The 17,004-nt window shown below is 58.6% G+C and carries 23 protein-coding genes and 1 pseudogene; 12 read left to right on the top strand and 12 right to left on the bottom strand.

Translation table 11 applies throughout. The features are described 5' to 3' along the window. On the top strand, nucleotides 1-952 hold a 952-nt coding region (gene antC / locus HP547_RS10810), incomplete at its 5' end, for an anthranilate 1,2-dioxygenase electron transfer component AntC (RefSeq protein ID WP_172286273.1). Between the two features lie 90 nt (nucleotides 953-1,042). After that, nucleotides 1,043-1,897, top strand: coding sequence for an alpha/beta hydrolase (locus tag HP547_RS10805; protein ID WP_172219130.1), 855 nt, complete (start codon nucleotides 1,043-1,045; stop codon nucleotides 1,895-1,897). Nucleotides 1,898-1,937: 40 nt separating this feature from the next. Here the strand turns inward: HP547_RS10805 and HP547_RS10800 are convergent, their stop codons facing one another. The 4 genes from HP547_RS10800 to HP547_RS10785 all read right to left on the bottom strand — a co-directional run bounded on the left by HP547_RS10800 (nucleotide 1,938) and on the right by HP547_RS10785 (nucleotide 6,501). After that, nucleotides 1,938-3,215 (bottom strand): OprD family porin, encoded by a 1,278-nt coding sequence (locus tag HP547_RS10800; RefSeq protein WP_172286272.1) that lies wholly within the window; start codon nucleotides 3,213-3,215, stop codon nucleotides 1,938-1,940. Between the two features lie 190 nt (nucleotides 3,216-3,405). Continuing rightward, a complete protein-coding gene (locus HP547_RS10795) occupies nucleotides 3,406-4,773 on the bottom strand; it encodes an MFS transporter (protein ID WP_256676312.1) in 1,368 nt (455 codons plus the stop codon). A gap of 68 nt (nucleotides 4,774-4,841) precedes the next feature. Further along, complete coding sequence (locus tag HP547_RS10790; RefSeq protein ID WP_172219127.1) at nucleotides 4,842-5,894, bottom strand: MBL fold metallo-hydrolase; 1,053 nt, start codon at nucleotides 5,892-5,894, stop codon at nucleotides 4,842-4,844. A 181-nt stretch (nucleotides 5,895-6,075) separates the two neighbouring features. After that, nucleotides 6,076-6,501 (bottom strand): cupin domain-containing protein, encoded by a 426-nt coding sequence (locus HP547_RS10785; RefSeq protein ID WP_172219126.1) that lies wholly within the window; start codon nucleotides 6,499-6,501, stop codon nucleotides 6,076-6,078. A gap of 314 nt (nucleotides 6,502-6,815) precedes the next feature. Between HP547_RS10785 and HP547_RS10780 the strand changes: the two genes are divergently transcribed. Both HP547_RS10780 and HP547_RS10775 read left to right on the top strand, forming a co-directional pair. Beyond that, the gene (locus HP547_RS10780) at nucleotides 6,816-7,196 is read left to right on the top strand and encodes a YidH family protein (RefSeq protein WP_172219125.1); all 381 of its coding nucleotides are present in this window, start codon (nucleotides 6,816-6,818) and stop codon (nucleotides 7,194-7,196) included. A gap of 11 nt (nucleotides 7,197-7,207) precedes the next feature. Continuing rightward, nucleotides 7,208-7,516 (top strand): DUF202 domain-containing protein, encoded by a 309-nt coding sequence (locus HP547_RS10775; protein WP_172286271.1) that lies wholly within the window; start codon nucleotides 7,208-7,210, stop codon nucleotides 7,514-7,516. A 381-nt stretch (nucleotides 7,517-7,897) separates the two neighbouring features. Here the strand turns inward: HP547_RS10775 and HP547_RS10770 are convergent, their stop codons facing one another. Then, entirely contained in the window at nucleotides 7,898-8,395 is a 498-nt protein-coding gene (locus tag HP547_RS10770) for a hypothetical protein (RefSeq protein WP_172286270.1), read from the bottom strand. Between the two features lie 210 nt (nucleotides 8,396-8,605). Between HP547_RS10770 and HP547_RS10765 the strand changes: the two genes are divergently transcribed. The 3 genes from HP547_RS10765 to HP547_RS10755 all read left to right on the top strand — a co-directional run bounded on the left by HP547_RS10765 (nucleotide 8,606) and on the right by HP547_RS10755 (nucleotide 10,593). Next, the gene (locus tag HP547_RS10765; RefSeq protein WP_172219122.1) at nucleotides 8,606-8,764 is read left to right on the top strand and encodes a hypothetical protein; all 159 of its coding nucleotides are present in this window, start codon (nucleotides 8,606-8,608) and stop codon (nucleotides 8,762-8,764) included. 279 nt (nucleotides 8,765-9,043) lie between these two features. Then, a complete protein-coding gene (locus tag HP547_RS10760) occupies nucleotides 9,044-9,910 on the top strand; it encodes a hypothetical protein (protein ID WP_172286269.1) in 867 nt (288 codons plus the stop codon). Next, a complete protein-coding gene (locus tag HP547_RS10755) occupies nucleotides 9,895-10,593 on the top strand; it encodes a hypothetical protein (protein ID WP_172286268.1) in 699 nt (232 codons plus the stop codon). The genes HP547_RS10760 and HP547_RS10755 overlap by 16 nt, the downstream gene beginning before the upstream one ends. A 30-nt stretch (nucleotides 10,594-10,623) precedes the next feature. Here the strand turns inward: HP547_RS10755 and HP547_RS10750 are convergent, their stop codons facing one another. Beyond that, a complete protein-coding gene (locus tag HP547_RS10750) occupies nucleotides 10,624-11,340 on the bottom strand; it encodes a hypothetical protein (protein WP_172286267.1) in 717 nt (238 codons plus the stop codon). 472 nt (nucleotides 11,341-11,812) lie between these two features. On the opposite strand from HP547_RS10750, the gene HP547_RS10745 reads away from it, so the two are divergent. Further along, nucleotides 11,813-12,055 (top strand): hypothetical protein, encoded by a 243-nt coding sequence (locus tag HP547_RS10745; RefSeq protein WP_172219114.1) that lies wholly within the window; start codon nucleotides 11,813-11,815, stop codon nucleotides 12,053-12,055. Nucleotides 12,056-12,216: 161 nt separating this feature from the next. Further along, nucleotides 12,217-12,480, top strand: a complete 264-nt coding sequence (locus HP547_RS10740; protein WP_172286266.1) for a DUF3077 domain-containing protein — start codon at nucleotides 12,217-12,219, stop codon at nucleotides 12,478-12,480. Nucleotides 12,481-12,698: 218 nt separating this feature from the next. Here the strand turns inward: HP547_RS10740 and HP547_RS10735 are convergent, their stop codons facing one another. The 5 genes from HP547_RS10735 to HP547_RS10715 form a co-directional block, all read right to left on the bottom strand. Next, a complete protein-coding gene (locus HP547_RS10735; protein WP_172219110.1) occupies nucleotides 12,699-13,505 on the bottom strand; it encodes an HNH endonuclease in 807 nt (268 codons plus the stop codon). A gap of 516 nt (nucleotides 13,506-14,021) precedes the next feature. After that, entirely contained in the window at nucleotides 14,022-14,324 is a 303-nt protein-coding gene (locus HP547_RS10730) for a hypothetical protein (RefSeq protein ID WP_064492736.1), read from the bottom strand. Further along, nucleotides 14,321-14,548 (bottom strand): hypothetical protein, encoded by a 228-nt coding sequence (locus HP547_RS10725; RefSeq protein ID WP_372242886.1) that lies wholly within the window; start codon nucleotides 14,546-14,548, stop codon nucleotides 14,321-14,323. Before HP547_RS10725 ends, HP547_RS10730 begins: the two co-directional genes overlap by 4 nt. A gap of 139 nt (nucleotides 14,549-14,687) precedes the next feature. Continuing rightward, entirely contained in the window at nucleotides 14,688-14,912 is a 225-nt protein-coding gene (locus HP547_RS10720; RefSeq protein ID WP_064492789.1) for a hypothetical protein, read from the bottom strand. A gap of 91 nt (nucleotides 14,913-15,003) precedes the next feature. Next, complete coding sequence (locus tag HP547_RS10715; RefSeq protein ID WP_064492737.1) at nucleotides 15,004-15,237, bottom strand: PLDc N-terminal domain-containing protein; 234 nt, start codon at nucleotides 15,235-15,237, stop codon at nucleotides 15,004-15,006. Between the two features lie 180 nt (nucleotides 15,238-15,417). Here HP547_RS10715 and HP547_RS10710 point away from each other — a divergent pair, with 180 nt between their 5' ends. The 3 genes from HP547_RS10710 (at nucleotide 15,418) to HP547_RS10700 (ending at nucleotide 16,892) form a co-directional block, all read left to right on the top strand. Next, the gene (locus HP547_RS10710; RefSeq protein WP_064492738.1) at nucleotides 15,418-15,921 is read left to right on the top strand and encodes a CinA family protein; all 504 of its coding nucleotides are present in this window, start codon (nucleotides 15,418-15,420) and stop codon (nucleotides 15,919-15,921) included. A 65-nt stretch (nucleotides 15,922-15,986) separates the two neighbouring features. Beyond that, nucleotides 15,987-16,439 carry a hypothetical protein gene (locus HP547_RS10705; protein ID WP_172224503.1) on the top strand — a complete coding sequence of 151 codons (453 nt, stop codon included), beginning with the start codon at nucleotides 15,987-15,989 and terminating at the stop codon, nucleotides 16,437-16,439. Nucleotides 16,440-16,448: 9 nt separating this feature from the next. Beyond that, a complete protein-coding gene (locus HP547_RS10700; protein WP_064492739.1) occupies nucleotides 16,449-16,892 on the top strand; it encodes a DUF421 domain-containing protein in 444 nt (147 codons plus the stop codon). Here the strand turns inward: HP547_RS10700 and HP547_RS29645 are convergent. Beyond that, a pseudogene (locus HP547_RS29645) lies at nucleotides 16,876-17,004 on the bottom strand (hypothetical protein); the annotation flags it as partial. The gene HP547_RS10700 and the pseudogene HP547_RS29645 sit on opposite strands and share 17 nt — an antisense overlap.

The following is a 17,004-nucleotide window of genomic DNA, read 5'->3' as shown; positions in this document are numbered from 1 at the left end:
GCTTGATGCAGCGCTGCGTGCAGGCATCAAGATTCCGCTGGATTGCCGCGAAGGTGTGTGTGCCACCTGCCAGGGGCGCTGTGAGTCTGGGCAGTACACCCAGGACTACGTGGACGACGAGGCGCTGTCGGCCAATGACCTTGCCCAACGCAAAGTGCTGGCCTGCCAGACCCGCGTGCAGTCGGATGCAGCGTTCTATTTCGATTTCGACTCAACACGTTGCCATGGCGCGGATACCCGTGAACACCGCGGCATTGTCAGCGCCGTGGTGCAGGTTTCGCCGACCACGGCGATTGTGCACGTCGATGCCAGCGCCGCAACGCAGCGCCTGGATTATCTGCCCGGCCAGTACGCCCGTATTCAGGTGCCAGGCACCGATCACAAGCGTTCGTACTCCTTCGCCAATCAGCCCAACAGCGCCAACCAGTTGCAGTTCCTGATTCGTCTGCTGCCTGACGGGGCAATGAGCAACTATATCCGTGAGCGTTGCCAGGTTGGCGACCCGTTGGTATTCGAGGCGCCCTTGGGGGCCTTCTACCTGCGCCACATCACCCGGCCACTGGTGATGGTTGCCGGCGGCACGGGCCTGTCGGCGTTCCTGGGCATGCTCGACGAGATTGCCGACCGGGGTGGGTGCGGCCAACCCGTGCACCTTTACTACGGCGTGCGCCAGGCAGCGGACCTCTGCGAGCTGGAGCGGATCGCAGGCTACGCCAAGCGCATTCCAGGCTTCAGCTTCACCCCGGTAATCAGCGACGCCGATGCTGGTTGGGGCGGCAAGTGCGGCTATGTCACGGAGCATTTCCAATTGCCAGACATGCACACCACGCCGTTCGACATGTACCTGTGCGGGCCACCGCCGATGGTCGAGTCGGTGAAGAACTGGCTGAACGAGCAAGGCCTGGAAAACTGCCACCTCTACTACGAAAAATTCGCCCAGAGCAACACCTGAGACCTGAAGGTGCATTGTTCGAATGCCGAACCGCCGCGTGGCGGTTCGGCTGTTTCTGTTCAGCCTGCCTTTAACGCAAGAGACTGCGCCATGCCAAAAAACACCGCTGAATACCAATACGTTACCGGGCAGTATCGCCCCAGCTTCACCGCGCTGTTCGAGCAGTACCAAGTGGCCAACGCCCAGGTGCTAAGCGAGCGCACCTGGAATCTTGAGGTGCGCTACGGCCTACACCCCAGGCAAACCCTGGACCTGTGCGTTGCCCAAGGCAGCGCCAAAGCCAACCTGATCTACCTGCACGCCGGCTACTGGCAGTCGCGGGACAAGGCACAGTTTCGCTTCATCGCCGCGGCACTGAGTGCACGCGGCTACAACGTCGCCCTGCTGAACTACCCGTTGTGCCCTGATGTAGCTGTCGATCAGATAGTCGCCAGCGTAGGCCACGGCCTGCTTTTCAGCCTCACGACACTTCCGGTCAGGGACCGGCAGCTGCCGCTGATCGTCGCGGGGCACTCGGCGGGGGGGCACCTTGCGGTCGAGTTGGCCCTGGCGCAAACCGCGCTCGCGCCCCAGCAGCGCCCCATCGCCGCGATAGTACCGATCAGCGGGGTCTACGACCTGGCGCCGCTGATCGAAACCAGCCTGAATGACAAGCTACGCCTGGACATGCGCCAGGCGCACGCTTGCTCGCCACTCGCCCGCGTCAGCGGTGATCTGGTGCCAGCAGCGTTTGTCGTCGGGGGGGAAGAAACGCCAGCGTTTCTGGAGCAGAACCGCAGCATGGCGGAGGCATGGGCACTGACAGGTAGCCCGGCGACCTGCCTGGAGATTGCAGGCCGTGATCACTTCACCGTTTTGCAGGCGTTCGAGGGGCCGGGTGGCATGCTGCTCGAGCTGATCGACAACCTTTACCAAGCGGCCTGCCCTGCTACTGAAACAGCCTGAAGCATGAACGCGGCCGCCCCTGAGGGCGGCCTGCGAGTCACTAGAACTTGAAGGTGTAGCTGGTGATAAAGCGGTTCTCCTGGTAATCCACCCCCGCGGCCTGACCGTTGCCATAGCGCGTCTTGACGTCGATGTTGCGCCACTCGAACGCAACGCCCTGCAGCGGGCCACTCTGCACCACGTAGCTGATGAAGAGGTTGCGCTCGCTCTCCACGTTCTGGTCCAGGGCGTTGTTGCCACGATCGATGCCGGTGCCGCGCAGGTAGCGAGTCATCAGCTTCAGCCCCGGCACACCGTAGCCGGCAAAGTCCAGGTCATAACGCAACTGCCAGGAGCTTTCGTTGGGTTTGACGAAGCCGACCGCAGACCAGTTCACCAGGTAGGGTTGCGGCGCATAGCCATTGAGGGTGGGAAATGTGCTTTCGCCGAGCATGCGCTGATAACCGACCGCGAAGGTGTGCGAATTCTTCCTCAGGCTGGCGAGCAAACCGTAGGAACGGTTGTCGATGTCGCCATACAGGGCCTGTCCATCTTCCCTGTTGTCGAAATAGCGCAGATCGGTCTTCAACACCAAGCCGTTACCCAGCTCGGTGTTCTGGGTAAGGCCCAGGTACTGCTGCTGATAGATATCTTCCAGTTGCCCATAGAAGTACGTGGCCGACAAACGCGGGGTGAATGCGTAACTGGCACCGCCGAAGTTGAGCCCATCGCTGGTGCGACGCGGGCCATTGGGCCCAGTGAACAGGTACATTTTTTCGCGATTGGAAGACTCGCGGCTGCTGATCTCGGTAAACCGCCCAGCCGTCAGGACCAGACCGTCCACTTCACGCGAGTCCAGCAACAGGCCGTGATAGGTGGTAATGAGCTGGCGCGTATCGTCGATGAAGGCAACCGGCAGCATCGGGCGGTGTTCGCCGACTTTCAGCTCGGTTCTGGAATAGCGCACCTTGCCGGTCAAGGCGGCGCGGCCATAGTCGTGTACCGGTTGGCCCTTGCTGTCATCGTAAGGGATGACACTATCGGGGCCCCGACCACCGCCGCCATCCAGGCGATAGGCATATTGCCCGGACACATCAAGACCGAATTGCAAAGGGCCTTCGGTGTAGCCAGAGATGGCGCGAAAATCGAACCCCTGGGTCCAGCTACCGACCCGTGACTGGGGCGCCCCGTTCTGCTTGAAGTCGCGATCCAGGTAGAAGTTGCGCAGCCCCAGACTGATCTGGCGGTCTCCCACGAAGTCTGCCTGGGCAGAAATCGGCACGCACATCCCCATCAAGCCCGCGGCAACGCCGCTGGCCAGCCAGTTTTTATGGAACATCGAAGTGAGCCCTTCTGAGGTGTGCAAAGCACAGCCGTGGAGGCAGGTCAGTTGGCCGAAAGGCAGAGCTCCGGCACTCGACCTACGTTGTTATTTTTATGACCACTTACTGAATCGGAGGGGACCGCCAGTGGGTGCAGGCGCAACATGGTGTCGTGCCTGCACGTGGCGGGAGCGAGCCCTGGGTTCGTCAGGCAAAACGCTTCTGGAGTTTCTTCGCGGTGCTGTCAGGGTCAAGGCACAGGATGCTGACAAACCCCATCACCACCAGGTAACAACCAATGTAGGCGAACGAAGCATTCATGCCTTCGGCCAGCCGTGCGGTCATTTCCAGGCTCTGTGGCGCACCCTTGCCCACTTGCAGGTACCCTGCCCGCTCCATCAGAAGGCCGACCATGACCGGCGCCACAATGCCGCCCAGCGATGCTACCGCTGTCAACGTTGCCATGACCGCGCCACGTTGTCTGGATGCAACGCAAAAGGCCACTGCCGTCGGCGCCAGGGGAAAAGTCATCGCCAGCCCCGCGGCCACAACCAGCATGGTGACCGCGCTATACCCTTGCAGGTGCGGAAGAACCAGAAAACAGACGCCGGACAGCAGCAGGACCAGGCCGAACGAGGCACCCAAGGACAGGTATACCGAAACACCTCGGCGCATCATTACCCGTGACGCATAACCCAGCACACCCAAGGTCAGCGCGCCGAACAACCACGGAAAGGTCGATACCAGCCCGACCATCTCGGGCGACAGCGACACTACCGCACCGAGGTAACGCGGCGACCAGGTGGTCAGAAAGCCCTGCGCCCAGAAGCACCCGGCACCTGCCAGCGTGGCAATGATGAACATCCGCGAGCAGAACACCCGAACAATCGGCACCTGCGCAAGTGTGTCCGACTTTTCTGTAATGCTCGCTCGCTCACTGGCAGGGGCCTGGTCCTGCGCCGGCTGCGCGCCTGGTGCGTGGTCCTGTTGCTTGCCCTTGAGGTGGCTGTAGGGGCCCTCCTTGGCGACCACCAGCCAGAGTACCGACCAGATGAAGCCGATCAACCCGAGAAAACCGAATGCCCAGCGCCACCCCCACTGCGGGTGGGCAATGATATAGGCCAGGATGGGCGCTGCAATGATCGGCCCCAGGGTAGAGCCAATGGCGACCAGGGTGCTGGGCAAACCGCGCTCCCGCGCGGGAAACCAACCGTGCACATGGTGCAGGGTAGTCGGCGTTGCGGGCCCTTCGGCGGCGCCGAGCACAATGCGGGTCACCAGCAGTATTGCAGCGCCCCCGCCAAACAGCATGGGAAACTGCAAGACCGACCAGAGCACCCCCATGGTCAGCAAGATCCATCGGGTCGGCACCTTGGCCGCGAGAAAACCGACGCACACGGCACTGATAGCAAACAGAAAGAAAAAAGCGCTGCCGATAAAACCGAACTCACTCGCCGACAACCCGAGCTCGCCCATCGCAGGCTCGGCAACCAATCCCAGAACAGCCTTGTCGGCAAAGTTGATCATCTGAAAGATCACCAGCATGCCGGTGATCAACCAGGCGCGGCGATTCATCTGCCCCTTGGCAACCGCAGCACGCAGTGTATGAGGAGGATATGCGGTTTGAGTGAGCTCTGTCATGTTCACACCTCGACGGCTTCAGACGCAGGCAAAAGAGTGTTCGAGCAAGCAGCAGTGACCGTGCCACCCACGCGGAAGCTGTCGTTATCCTCTGCCGCGAAAACCTTGCCGCTGAAGTCACGGCGGGCGGCCCGGAGCATTTTCTCGATGTCTGCCGCGCCCGGCACGTTCGGCACGATGTGGTGCAGGATCAACTGGCTGACGCCCGCCGCCTGCGCCACCTTGCCGACCTGTTCGTACGAGGTGTGCGACTCTTCCAGATGCACGGCAATACCTTGGCGGGTCGGCCCTTCGGGGAAGGTGGCGAGGATAGCATCCAGGTCGATGACTTCATGCAGCAGCACGTCGGCCCCCTTGGCCAGGCGGATGCAGTTTTCCGAATAGGTCGTGTCGCCGGAGATCACCACCGACCCATACTGGCTATCGATACGGAAACCAAAGGCTGGGTAGCACAGGCGGTGATCAACCAGAATCGCCGACACCACGACGTTCTCGTCCCGATACACTTCAAAGGGGTCCATCACCGGGTGACGGGCCAGCACAGGGTCCGCATTGGCGTGCGCCGGCACTTCGATATCGTGGCCATACACCCACTGGTTGGGGCTGGAGCGCCCTTCGTCGGCCATGCGAATGGCAACGTCAGAGGCGAATACGCGGTTGATCAATGCATCCACCACATCCGCAGTGCCGACCATCGGGTGGTCGCCGCCGCAGCAGCCCGGCACCACGGGGTGATCACCGTGAACATGCAGGGCGGGTACGCGCGGCGGTTTGGCCGGGCCGTAAACGTGAATCGGCTGGCTGAAGGACTCGCCCGGCACCTGCCAGCCGGTCAGCAAATAAGAGCCCAGGTCGTAAATATGATCAGAATGGTGATGAGTAATGAAAATCGCGCGCAGTTGATCCCACGTGCAATGGGAGCGGTAGTTACGAATACTGCCCATGCCACAGTCGAACACGTAGGAACAGCCATCAACTACCACCGCTGTCGAGATACCCGCGCGGCTGGCGGAGACAACTGGCCCACCACCAGTACCGAGCGTGTGAACAGTCATTCCGGAATGATTTGCCTGGCTCATCTGACTACCTTTTTATTCTAATTGATTAAACATGCGGGTTATTGCCACAGCAATCTAATTCAGGCCCTGGGCCTATCACTATGCGGTTCTCGTTGGGTTTATATTCATTTTTGCTTTGGGTAATCAGCCACCCCGGCAGGATGGCTGAGCCGTTGGTCTATTCGAAGTTCGGCGAAGTACCGGGCTTGGCAAACAGGATGTTGCGCAGCCCGGACAGCCTGACCACCTCTTCGGGGCTGGCCTGGTTGTGCAACTCATCGAACAGGCTGGACAGGTCGTTACCTGGGCTTACCCAGAACAGCCCGCGGGCGGGTTTGTCCGCATCGATGCGGTACCCATGGCTGGAACCACGTGGCCAGCAGACGTGATCGCCCGGCTTGGCGGTCATCCATTCGCCATCTTTGTACAGCGAGTACTCACCCTCCAGCACGAACACATGCTCATCCTGGATAGGGTGCGTATGGGGCGGTATGAAGCTGCCGGGCGGGTCATAGGTCAACCAGGCAAAACTGCTCTGATCATCCCCGCCAAGAATCGGCCAATACGAAGTACCCAGCACGTTCCAGACTTTACGGCCGATCATGGATTTAATGTCATCAACACCGAAAGGCAGTGGCACGTTTTGCGCCGAGTGCAGTTCCCCTGAAGCCATGGAGTTCACCCCTTTTGAATATGATTCGTCGGATTTTTTAGCAGGGGTTACATTAGCCAACGGCCCAGCGTGCGGGCTATGCAGATATTCGATCAACGCTGTGCTTTTTTAGTACGGCGGTTGCCAAGAAGTGCATAGCGTTAAGCAAGAACTGCCCTAGCCAGGTAAACAGAACCCTTCAGAATGCCAACGCAGGCGGTCGATCGACTGCACACCACCAGCGTTCAAATAGAAGGTTCGTTTCCATGCTGCATCCACCCGCTGAAAAATCGCTGAAATCCCGATTCCGTCAGGTCTTTGCACTGGCCGAAGGGTGCGAACCCGACCCACGCTTCACGCTCGCCAATGAACGCACCTTTCTGGCCTGGATCCGCACGGCCCTTGCCCTTCTGGCCAGTGGTATCGCACTGGATGCGCTGCCGCTGGAGCTGCTGGCCGGGCGCCCACAAGCGCTGCTGTCCTATGCCCTGACGGGCATGGCGCTAGTGGTCAGCGTCAATGCGACCCTGCGCTGGCTCAATGTCGAGCGCGCCCTGCGCCATCGGCAAGCGCTGCCGTACCCGATTTTGGCACCGCTGCTGGGTTTGTTCGGGCTGATCGTTTCCACCTTGCTGTTGCTGCCTTGAGCGCACCTCATATGCCCCCGCATGACGACCAAGGCCTGCAGCCCGAGCGCACGGCGCTTACTTGGGAGCGCACGGTGCTGTCTAGCCTGGTATTGGGATGCATCGCGTTTCGTCATCCACTGGCCCATTACGGTTCCATGACCACGCTGATGCTCATGGCCTTGGCGATAGGCAGCGTCTACTCGCTGTTGATCATCGGCGGCTATCGCAGGGCTGCGCGGCATATACGCGAAGAGAGGTCGACACCGCGACTGGGCGCAGTGCTGGCGATGGGCGTGGGCGTTACGCTGGTGAGCATTGCGGCATTGTGCGGCGTCTGATCGGCGAGGTTGCAGTGGAAATCAGAGTAATCACCCCGCCTGTGCGAAAGGATCGGGCGAACTGGCGCAACCGGCACGTGGTGGATGGCACCGGCTACGCCGGTGTTCGCGGCTGAAGCCGACCTCATGAACCAAATCGTATCTCCATGATTTGACGCGGTCACTGTGGGAGCCTGGCTTGCCGGCGATGGGCTGAGAAGCAGCCCCAATGCAGGCGACACCATTCTGGCGGATTGTGACTGAATTGAGACTTTGGGGCCGCTGCGCAGCCCAGCGCCGGCAAGCCAGGCTCCCACACCTGATGCGGCGGGCTTGCGGGCAGAGTTCCCTGCGCGACAGCGCAGCCCGGAGGGCTGGGAGACGGGCTGTAGCTGCAGTTGATCAGTTAACCGGAACAAGACGCTCGCGCTGAGCAGCAGTCAAATCGTCGATTACGCCAATTTTCAGGGGCTGCGCGCCGATGTCAGCCAACGGCTTGCCCATATCTGCAGAGGCGAATTCCGGCAGTTTGTACATGGCGCCGGTGAGAGGATCGACGATCAGCAGGCCGATGATTCCCCCGATCAGGATGTTGCCCCAGTACCAACCGCTGAGGCTCGAATCCAGTTCCACGGTCTTGTCCGGATAGCCTTCCTTCTTGAACCGCAGCGTATAGGTCTGCCCCGAGAAATAGCCTTTGCCCGACTTCAGGGTAACGGTACTTGGGGTATTGCCCGTGTGTACGACTGTGCCGTTCTTGTCGGTGATTTCAAATGACGCCCCCATTGGCGCACTGGATACCGCGACCGGGTATCGCGACTCTCCAACGATGCTCGCGCAACCCTGAGTACCCAGCATTGCTACGACTACTGCTGCCCCAATCAACTTCCGAACCATCATCAGGAGTGCTCCACTGCGCCATCATTGGCAAGGCCGGTCATCGGCCGGGCGCAACTATATCCAAAGTGATATCACTTTGATACTAGTGATGAAGCCATGCACACGACGCCTTACGCGGAACCGGGCTTGCGATGATCCGCGCTCATTTCTGCCGAGTACGCTGCGCTTTACCTATGCCCATGCAGCCTGCTGGAAGCCCCGATAAACAAAATGATTCTGCCTTTCACCATCTTCTTCACCGTCCTGATGGTCGGAACGATAGGCGATTATTTTGGGCTGCAGGGCGGCTGGCAGATCGGGCTGCTTTGCCTGGTGGCAGCCGCCGTGCAGATCGCAGTCAGCGGGTTTCAACGTTCACAGCGGCAGTGAAGTGACGAGATTTGCCCGAGCCCAGCATGGCTTGAAGCGCGTTTACCCGAATTTGCGATCAGCATGATCACATGCCGTGAATCGCCCGAATGAGAAGGCCAGAAGTCCCCCTTCATCGCCGCTCACCTCTCAGGCGCCCGCCAATGAACCGCCCTACCCTCAACCGCTGATGCGCTGCCGGGCGCGCGATGCGTGACATCAAATTGACACTACCCCACCAATTTGCAAACCTTCCGTACCACAGAATCCCCGCATTGATGCGGCCTTGGAAAGCAAGCGATGGAAAGCAAACATCAGCAATTGACGGAAGCGTACCGCCAAGCATTATCAGACCTCCCGCTGCATTGGCTGGACCGCAGCCGCGATCAAGAAGCGGATTTCAAGCACCTTTCAGGCTTGTTCCTGCCTGGTACCTCACCGGAATTCGAGCAGGCCACGAACCGCATCATGGTCGTGGGCCGCGAAACGCGCCGTTGGGATGTGTTGACCCCCGGCAAACCCTTTGCAGACCTGGACGAGTACATCCAGCGCGCCATGGCAAAACAGCAAAGCCATTTTGCAAAGTATCTACACGACAAAACCGACCGCGGAGCCAGCTTCTTCAACTTTCTCCGCGAAATACGCCAGGCTGATCAAACCCTGGGTATCGCCTGGGCCAACCTCTTCAGCTTCGCATGGCAGCGAGGCTCCCCAATGCGTTGGCGGCATTTCACGCAGCTCATGCAGGTATCCAAGCGCCTGCTCGAGGCGCAAATCGACATTCTTCGCCCTGACATCATCGTGTTTGCCAACGGCGCGAGCAGTGCCCGCATAAGGCAGCAGTTCTTCCCGCACAAGGGTGAGCACAGTGTTTGCAGCGAGCTTGGTGATTACCGTATGCACGGCATACCGGTTAACCAACTGTGGCGCTTCCGCCTGCATGACTCGGTGCAGTGCTACCGCATACAGCACCCGAGCAGCGTCAGTGCCAAATCACGTGCAGCACGCCGCTTCCTGATCGACCAGATCCTCCTGCGCAATCTGCCGGACCTTCAAACCGTCGCGGCCAACAGCACGGTTGATGACGAACCCTACCGTAAAGCCACGCCGAACGGCGCCCCTACAACCGATCGACTAACCCCAGGCAACCCATGGTCAACTCAGTAGTATCGATATCCGAACAGGCATTCTTCAGCATCGTCACCTCGGCGCTGGAAGCCTACAAGGTCGAGCACCAACTCGAAAACGGTGATTTCTCAGCGCGGGTGGAAACGTTCGGCCACCTGTGGGGTTACGCTCAAACCACCATTGGCGGACAAACCCTGTATCGCGTGGTTTGGGCAGACACGTGCACCGCTGTCACCCGAGACAAAGGGTCGATTTCCTACGGTGCTGCCCCGCAGGAAATCAAACAAAGCTTCATCGATACGTTCTTCCCCGAGGTCACGTTCCTCGGCGATTACCACAGCCATCCGTATAGCTATCAGGATGATGAGATCAAGACCGAACTGGAGCTGGAGCGAGGGGGCTACTATCGTTTCTCCGATGCCGACTTCCGCGCGGTGAAACAGCAACAGGATAGCGGCCTGGATTATCGCGTCGGGCTGGTAGCCACCGTTTTCGAGCGCGACGAAAAGATCAAGCGAGCGCTGAAGATCCTGGATGAAGAGAGCGCCCTGCGCTTTCAGGTCGGTTCCGTGACGATCTGGCTCAAAGCCTACGTGTGGACAGAGGACGAAAACCTCAAATTCCGCCGCAAGGCAGACCGCATGGTGCGCCTGGTATGCCCGAGCTTGAACGTGTTTGCAGGCATGCGGGACGGGTGGGCTGGCCTTCCGCAGCAAAACTAGAAAGGCACTTACCCCCTTCAAACCTTGGTATCAGGGCCGCATCAGCGGCTCGATACCGATCCATTTCTTCACCGGGTGATAACACAACCGCAGCGGTGGAATCGCCACCTCACGCCCCTTCACCTTCAGGCTACCCAGGTGAATGGTCCACTTGGAATCAGCGTTCAGCTTGTCCGTCTGGAAGATCACATACGCCGAGCCATAGCGCTTGTTGTTGGTGAGCTTGGGAATCATCCGGTGCACTTCATCGCTGTTGATATCGTACGGCGATGGCCTGGCAGCCCGCTTAGTCACAACGGGATAGTCGTAGATGTCGTTGAGGCCTACGTACACCTCGGGCCGCGCATTCAGGCGCGAGCCGTCTTCGAAGGTAATGTAGGCCTGGCGGCTGTCGTACAGCACCGGGATCGGCGGCTGGCCACGTTTGGAGTCGGTCGACGGGCGCTGGCGGTCCTTGTTGTAGGCGATCATCTGCACGAAGAATTCCGGCCGCGGGTACTTCTCGCCCGGGTACTGCACGTGCAGGCCCTGCTCGTAGCTCTTTTCGCCCCATAGGGCGGCGTGATCGTAGAGGTAGGTTTCCAGGTAGAGGGTGGTTTCGCCCTGCGGGCCGGGGACTTTGAACTGGAATTCGGATTCGCAGAGGTCCGCGTAGGCGGCGCGTTCGCGTTTCCAGGGGAGGCACGCGGTGAGTGAGGCTGTGGCCAGCAACAGTAGGAGGGAGGTGGCGCGCTTGAGGTTGGTCATGACCTGCCTTGGTCTGGGTGCGTGAGGGACAGTTTCGGGGGCTGGGGGGCGTAAGTCCATGGTGACCGTTTGACATCATCGGGACATAGCTGGATACAGCAATTACTGGCTGGTTAGCTTTTTGAGAGCTTTCGATTGTTGAACGAGCAACGAACGCTGCAGATTTCTGGCGATGAAAGCGCGTAAAAAATCAGAAATAAGAACTTCCTTGTAGGGCATTTCCCAAAGATACTCCCTGCGGCTGTTTTTCGTTGCGGTCGATTTTTCAGCGTTTTAGTCTCGGTCTGTCGTTGCATATCAACGACTAGCTTTGACAGGCTGATTGACGACCAAACACGCGGTTTTGCCTATGGCGGCTGTGTGTGGGGCACCTCGTGTGCGCCGGTTTGGTCTTCACCGGTCTGTCAACCCATACACGGCTGCCTCCACTTGTTTGACAGCAAGCGCTGGTCGCTCCACCGAGGACCAAAAGATGCTGAAGATCGTTCCTGATCCGCCCCACAAAACTCTTTGCCTTGAAGACACCCTGATCGAAGCCACGGATTACGCGCTATGCGCGGCGACCGTTGTGCATCAGGCAATGCTGCTGCAACCCAAGTCACCAGCGTCGATTCTGATGATGACCTCGATGCACGAACTGGAGACGCTGCGAGCATTGCTTGAGTCCGCGCTGGTTCAGCTACAGACACCCACTGAAGCCGCGACTTCGCACTGACGTCTAACTGGTTGTTTGGCCTGGGCACGGCCCATCACCGGCAAGCCAGGCCCCGACAGTGGACTGACCCTCGTCACAAGCCGACGCGCTTGTGAGCAACTGTGGGGAATTGCTGGCGATGGCGTTAGCACAGGTACTAGAGATTTCGGGGAGATTGAACAATGTCTAAAGAAGAAACCAAATTCACCGTCGGCAAAACCACGTTCTACCAAGGTGCAAACCAAACCCATCCCCTCTTCCGCATTGAAGCTGGCATCCCGTGCCAGAGCGCCCGTGAACAGGCCTCGGAGCTGATGGGCTATGCACGGGATATGACCCTTGACGGCTTGATGGAAGACAAGCCGCACCTGATCTGGGCATCGCACTACCTCTGCGCGTTGGCAAAAGCATTAATGGATGATGCCGAGTTAGGCATGATGCGCTGAACTGACCACTCCTCAACGGATGGCTTCGAGACCTAATTCACATCTGGTCTCGGAGGCGACCCAAGTATATGTTTTGCTTGACCCATCCGAGCTCCAGCTCCTTTTCGACATCAAGGCCGAACCTAAACGTAAAGGCTTGAGTAAGCTGACTAAAAGGTGCGCGATCTGTTCAAGCCCGTCGCATGGCTATCGGCCCGAATCGGTGTTCGCTTAGACCTCTACACAGGATCGTTGACCCATCGTCCGCGCAGCATGCCTTTCAACTCATCAACGCTTAGAGTCATTTCTCGCTTGCGGTGCACTACCGCATGACAATTGGCGCAGAGAGTCACCAGATCTGTCTCAGGGTTCACAGCCTGCTCCCCACCAAATTTTGAAATTGGTACCACGTGGTGAACGTGAATGAAGCCCTTTGCGTGCTCACCGTAAGCCTGTTCGAATTCAAACCCGCATGCTTTGCAGTCAAGCCCGTGGAAGGCGATGGCCTTCACCCTCAGATCTTTCCGACGCTCGTAGCGAGTTCCGAAGTAACTTGTCTTGCTGCCTTCACTGAAAGATTCAAAGATGAATTCATCATCGTCCGTATTGGAAACGATCGCTTCGGCCTGGAAGGGCAAAAGCTTCGCATGGCTTAAAATGCCATCGTAATCGGACTGGGAGATGGGTCTAACCCCGTCACGCCAGTAGTTCTTAACGCGGTTAGTGGGAATAGTCTCCAGGTACGCTCCGCCGACTTTCGCTGGGACAGCGCTTTCAAACGGTCTGAAATTCTCGATGAACGCAAAAAGATCACCTTTATCACTCTTAGGGTCCGCATAGACCTTGCCGATGCGTGCCTTGCCGAAATAATGCGGCGCGTCGCTGAGGCGTGAGGGAGAAAAGGCTCTGTCCTTGATGCGGCCTTTGTAATAGATCACTTCCGTGCCCTGAGCGAGCCAGGTTTTGTAGCGTTTTGGGAAGTGATAGACAGCCCCTGTCTCGTCTGCCCACTGCGATGTGTCGTTTTCAACGATGATGACGGGCATTAAATTCCTCTCCATTGGTTACGAAAGACTACCAAGAAAGAGGAATTTTCCTACGACGAAATGAAAGTGGATGTGATCTCTAACCGCTGCTGACTTACTACGAGCTATTTCTGGGTTGATTTCGGTTAGCCGGTCCAACCAGTGGATGCGCCTCACATTCCGCCCTGTATATGAGCGCCGAGCTAAAGAAACGCGGACGCGAGTTCAGATTCCCCCGGCTCACCGGACTGTCCTACAGATCTATAATATCTCCCACACAAAAAAGCCCAGTCGTTACCGACTGGGCTTTTTCGTTTTCAATAATGGTCGGGACGGAGTGATTCGAACACTCGACCCCTTGCACCCCATACATAACAAACCACGGTAATGGCTTGATAACACAGGTCTTCCGGCCCTGCTTTCGCTGCAACGAAGCTTCACCCGTACGGACGCATCCTGGCAAACGTCACTTCAAAAGTCATGGCCCTGGCCAAGCCTCCCCGGCACTCTGACGACCGATTCCCTTCCTTTGCATAGCTATCCACAGAGAGGCGGCTCCCTGCACTGCCCCTTGATCACCTCGACACCCCACTCCGGCAGAGGATCGTGGTAGCCGAGCAGGCCGCAGGCGTACATGTCTTCGTGCTCGTTCAGGCCATAGAGCCGAGCCGCCTCGGCAAACTCGAGCATCTCGCACAGCTGGTCGGCGTCCACTTCCCCCCGCCGGTGGGCGGCCATGGCCATCTCAGCCAGGACGGCAGCTCGGTTATCTGGATCGGTGGTCAGGGCGAACTGGTCGTTGAGCTCGTCCAGCCAGGCCCGCGGTAGTCGGCTCATCATTCTGCCTTGCACCACCACGACTGTGCGTACACCACGCCGCCGATCTCCTCGATGCCGTTTATGTTCATGCCGAGTTGTGCCATGCCGTTGACCTTGGCATCGTGCAGCCGGGGTATCACGTCAGGCCCATGGGTCGGGTTGAATACCCAGGCCTGAGTAGCGACCCGGCCCAGTGGCTCACTGTGATTGTCGCCGATGTGGATGTCTGCCCGGAGCGGCGTGATCTTCCTGAGCTAACTGGTGGGGATGGCCACGCCATTCACGCGGCGGCGAACGAGGAGGAAATACATAGGGTACCGAAACTGTACAAAAATACAGTATCTTATAGGCGAAACCTGGTACGGGGAATTGCCGATCAGCAGGTCAGTGCAATGGTGGCAAATCCTTGCCACGAGCCTTGGCTATGACCCGGAACTGGTAGTCGGAGACCGCCTGGAACAGAGATTCAGCCAACAGGCGGAGCCGTTCAACCTCCTCTGGTGGAGCGCTACAATCCTGAGCCTCGTGGTAGGCACGGAATGCGTCCACTGCCTGCTGGATCAGCGGCTCGCCGGCCTCAACCATTCCTACGAAAGTACGCTTGTCCATTACCATGCCCAGGCTAGTTTCCCTGCGAATATTAGCCTCTTTCGTGAAATTTGGCTGAGACACAACGCATTGCGAAGCCGTCTGTTTGGCTTCACCCCTTACTATGTTCGGGGGATGACGGTCCCGTCCCGCGCTTGATGCCACGCGGCCCCATGATGCCCCAGATAGCCAGGCCGACGATGGGCAGTGCCAGTAGTAACAGCGCCCACAGCGCTTTGGTCGCATCGGCTTTGTCACTGCGAAAGACACTGACAATGGCCCACAGATCGACAAGTAGAATGATCACCGCCACGGCGATCCAGAAATACGTCACAGGCTCGGTCATGACCGCCTCTCCTATTCCAAATGACAGGCCACGAAAATCATGGCCTCGTATAAAAGGGAAGCCTGCGTGCCGTTCAAAGTTCAGGCAGCTTTATCCGGCGTAGATGAATGGACGCCACGCACACTGAACCAACTTTGCCCGCAACACGTCCATCGCAAAACAGCACTCGGATGGCCCGCTATGTCTAAAGATCCAGTATTCGAGGCGCTTTACTACCTAAGGACTCACAATCTGGTCCTGACGACTGCCGAATCATGCACAGCTGGCGCCATGGTCTCATTGCTGGCGGCAGTACCGGGTACCGGCGAAGTACTTGAAAGCGGTTACGTCGTTTATTCGCCCAGCGCCAAAAGAAGGCTTTTAGGCGTTAGCCAACAAACCATTGAACGCTACGGGCTTACTAGCGAGGCTGTGGCCTGGGAAATGGCATTGGGTGCGTTGAAGGACAGCGACGCCACAGTTGCCATCGCCAGCACCGGTGTCGCAGGGCCGGAGCCGCAAGACGGCATTGCACCGGGCACTGTCTGCTTTGCCTGGGCCTTCGCCGGCGAGCCACATGCCGTTTTCACCCGGACGCAGCGTTTCTTTGGTGACCGCGCAGACATCATCCGCCAGGGGGCATTGTTCGGGTTGTCACACCTGGAGCATTACCATCAACGCTGGCTGCGCGGTGAGCGCGCCTGAGGGCTAAGGCCGTGAGCGAAGACGAGCTGATCTCAAGGCATCACCCGGTCGAGGAAGACATGCCCATGCAGCGCCGTGTATGGCGCTTCGAGCGGGTTGGATGGTACTCGCTGGTGATGATCGTGTTGCTTGCCCTGGCCGGATTGTTTGGCAATGGTCCGCTCAGTGACGCCCAGGCCGTGAGTAGCGACGGCCGTGTACGGGTCGAGTATCAGCGGCTCAGCCGTACAGGCAGTACCGATAAAATGCGAATCACAGTTCGCGGCCCCCCCGGGAAGCCGGTCATACTGCTGCTGGGCGGAACCTTGCTGCAGGAGGCCAGTATCGAGACCCTGCAGCCCGAGCCGCAGGTGTCGCGGTCTCATGGCGAGGCACTGCTGCTGGAACTTGGTACCAGCGAAGACGGTGTGGCCACCCTCTACCTGACGCTGCGCAGCGAGTATGTCGGCACCCTTGAAGGCAGTGTCAGAGCAGACCCGAGCAGCGCGGTAAATTTCACTACCTTCCTGTACCCCTAGGAGCGTGACATGGATTCCATCCTTCGTGCGGCAGGCATGTACGTTGTCCTGATGTTGCTGTTTCGTGTGGCTGGCAGGCGCTCGTTGGCCGACCTGACCACGTTCGACTTCGTGCTGTTGTTGATCATTGGCGAAGCGACTCAGCAGGCGTTGCTGGGTGAGGACTTTTCCTTTACCAATGCTGTTCTGGTGATTGCCACGCTGATTGTGCTGGATGTAGGTCTGTCGTTGGCCAAGTTGAATTCCAGACCTTTGGCACGTCTGCTCGACGGCCATGCAACGCTGGTGGTCGAACAGGGACGCTTTCTTCACCAACGCATGCGCCGAGCACGGCTGACCGAGGACGATATCCTCGAATCTGCACGCGACAGCCAAGGCATCGAAACCGTCGAGCAAATCAAATTCGCCATCGTCGAGCGCAATGGCAAGATCTCGATCATACCTCAGGAATGATCTGCTCTGGTTGCAGCAGGTATTCCAGCAGGCTGCTTGCACAGGCGTTAATGCCTTCCTGCACCACCATCTCGAAACCATGGGTGTTTTCTGTGGGTATGGCGATGCAGCC

This window comes from Pseudomonas sp. CM27 (genome assembly GCF_013179515.1).
In the GTDB taxonomy this organism is placed as follows: Bacteria; Pseudomonadota; Gammaproteobacteria; order Pseudomonadales; family Pseudomonadaceae; genus Aquipseudomonas.
Note: the sequence above shows the minus strand (reverse complement) of the source record. Positions and strands in the feature narration are given on the sequence as shown.

Bases quoted from the DNA above. Each gene is read 5' to 3' on its own strand.
- HP547_RS10745 (WP_172219114.1), top strand. From the start codon at position 11,813: ATGCTGAAGATCGTTCCTGATCCGCCCCACAAAACTCTTTGCCTTGAA.
- HP547_RS10730 (WP_064492736.1), bottom strand. From the start codon at position 14,324: ATGATGAGCCGACTACCGCGGGCCTGGCTGGACGAGCTCAACGACCAG.
- HP547_RS10700 (WP_064492739.1), top strand. From the start codon at position 16,449: ATGGATTCCATCCTTCGTGCGGCAGGCATGTACGTTGTCCTGATGTTG.
- HP547_RS10770 (WP_172286270.1), bottom strand. From the start codon at position 8,395: ATGATGGTTCGGAAGTTGATTGGGGCAGCAGTAGTCGTAGCAATGCTG.
- HP547_RS10705 (WP_172224503.1), top strand. From the start codon at position 15,987: ATGCAGCGCCGTGTATGGCGCTTCGAGCGGGTTGGATGGTACTCGCTG.
- HP547_RS10800 (WP_172286272.1), bottom strand. From the start codon at position 3,215: ATGTTCCATAAAAACTGGCTGGCCAGCGGCGTTGCCGCGGGCTTGATG.
- HP547_RS10790 (WP_172219127.1), bottom strand. From the start codon at position 5,894: ATGACTGTTCACACGCTCGGTACTGGTGGTGGGCCAGTTGTCTCCGCC.
- HP547_RS10755 (WP_172286268.1), top strand. From the start codon at position 9,895: ATGGTCAACTCAGTAGTATCGATATCCGAACAGGCATTCTTCAGCATC.
- HP547_RS10735 (WP_172219110.1), bottom strand. From the start codon at position 13,505: ATGCCCGTCATCATCGTTGAAAACGACACATCGCAGTGGGCAGACGAG.
- HP547_RS10775 (WP_172286271.1), top strand. From the start codon at position 7,208: ATGCCCCCGCATGACGACCAAGGCCTGCAGCCCGAGCGCACGGCGCTT.
- HP547_RS10765 (WP_172219122.1), top strand. From the start codon at position 8,606: ATGATTCTGCCTTTCACCATCTTCTTCACCGTCCTGATGGTCGGAACG.
- HP547_RS10750 (WP_172286267.1), bottom strand. From the start codon at position 11,340: ATGACCAACCTCAAGCGCGCCACCTCCCTCCTACTGTTGCTGGCCACA.
- HP547_RS10805 (WP_172219130.1), top strand. From the start codon at position 1,043: ATGCCAAAAAACACCGCTGAATACCAATACGTTACCGGGCAGTATCGC.
- HP547_RS10715 (WP_064492737.1), bottom strand. From the start codon at position 15,237: ATGACCGAGCCTGTGACGTATTTCTGGATCGCCGTGGCGGTGATCATT.
- HP547_RS10710 (WP_064492738.1), top strand. From the start codon at position 15,418: ATGTCTAAAGATCCAGTATTCGAGGCGCTTTACTACCTAAGGACTCAC.
- HP547_RS10720 (WP_064492789.1), bottom strand. From the start codon at position 14,912: ATGGACAAGCGTACTTTCGTAGGAATGGTTGAGGCCGGCGAGCCGCTG.
- HP547_RS10795 (WP_256676312.1), bottom strand. From the start codon at position 4,773: ATGAATCGCCGCGCCTGGTTGATCACCGGCATGCTGGTGATCTTTCAG.
- HP547_RS10785 (WP_172219126.1), bottom strand. From the start codon at position 6,501: ATGATCGGCCGTAAAGTCTGGAACGTGCTGGGTACTTCGTATTGGCCG.
- HP547_RS10740 (WP_172286266.1), top strand. From the start codon at position 12,217: ATGTCTAAAGAAGAAACCAAATTCACCGTCGGCAAAACCACGTTCTAC.
- HP547_RS10760 (WP_172286269.1), top strand. From the start codon at position 9,044: ATGGAAAGCAAACATCAGCAATTGACGGAAGCGTACCGCCAAGCATTA.
- HP547_RS10780 (WP_172219125.1), top strand. From the start codon at position 6,816: ATGCTGCATCCACCCGCTGAAAAATCGCTGAAATCCCGATTCCGTCAG.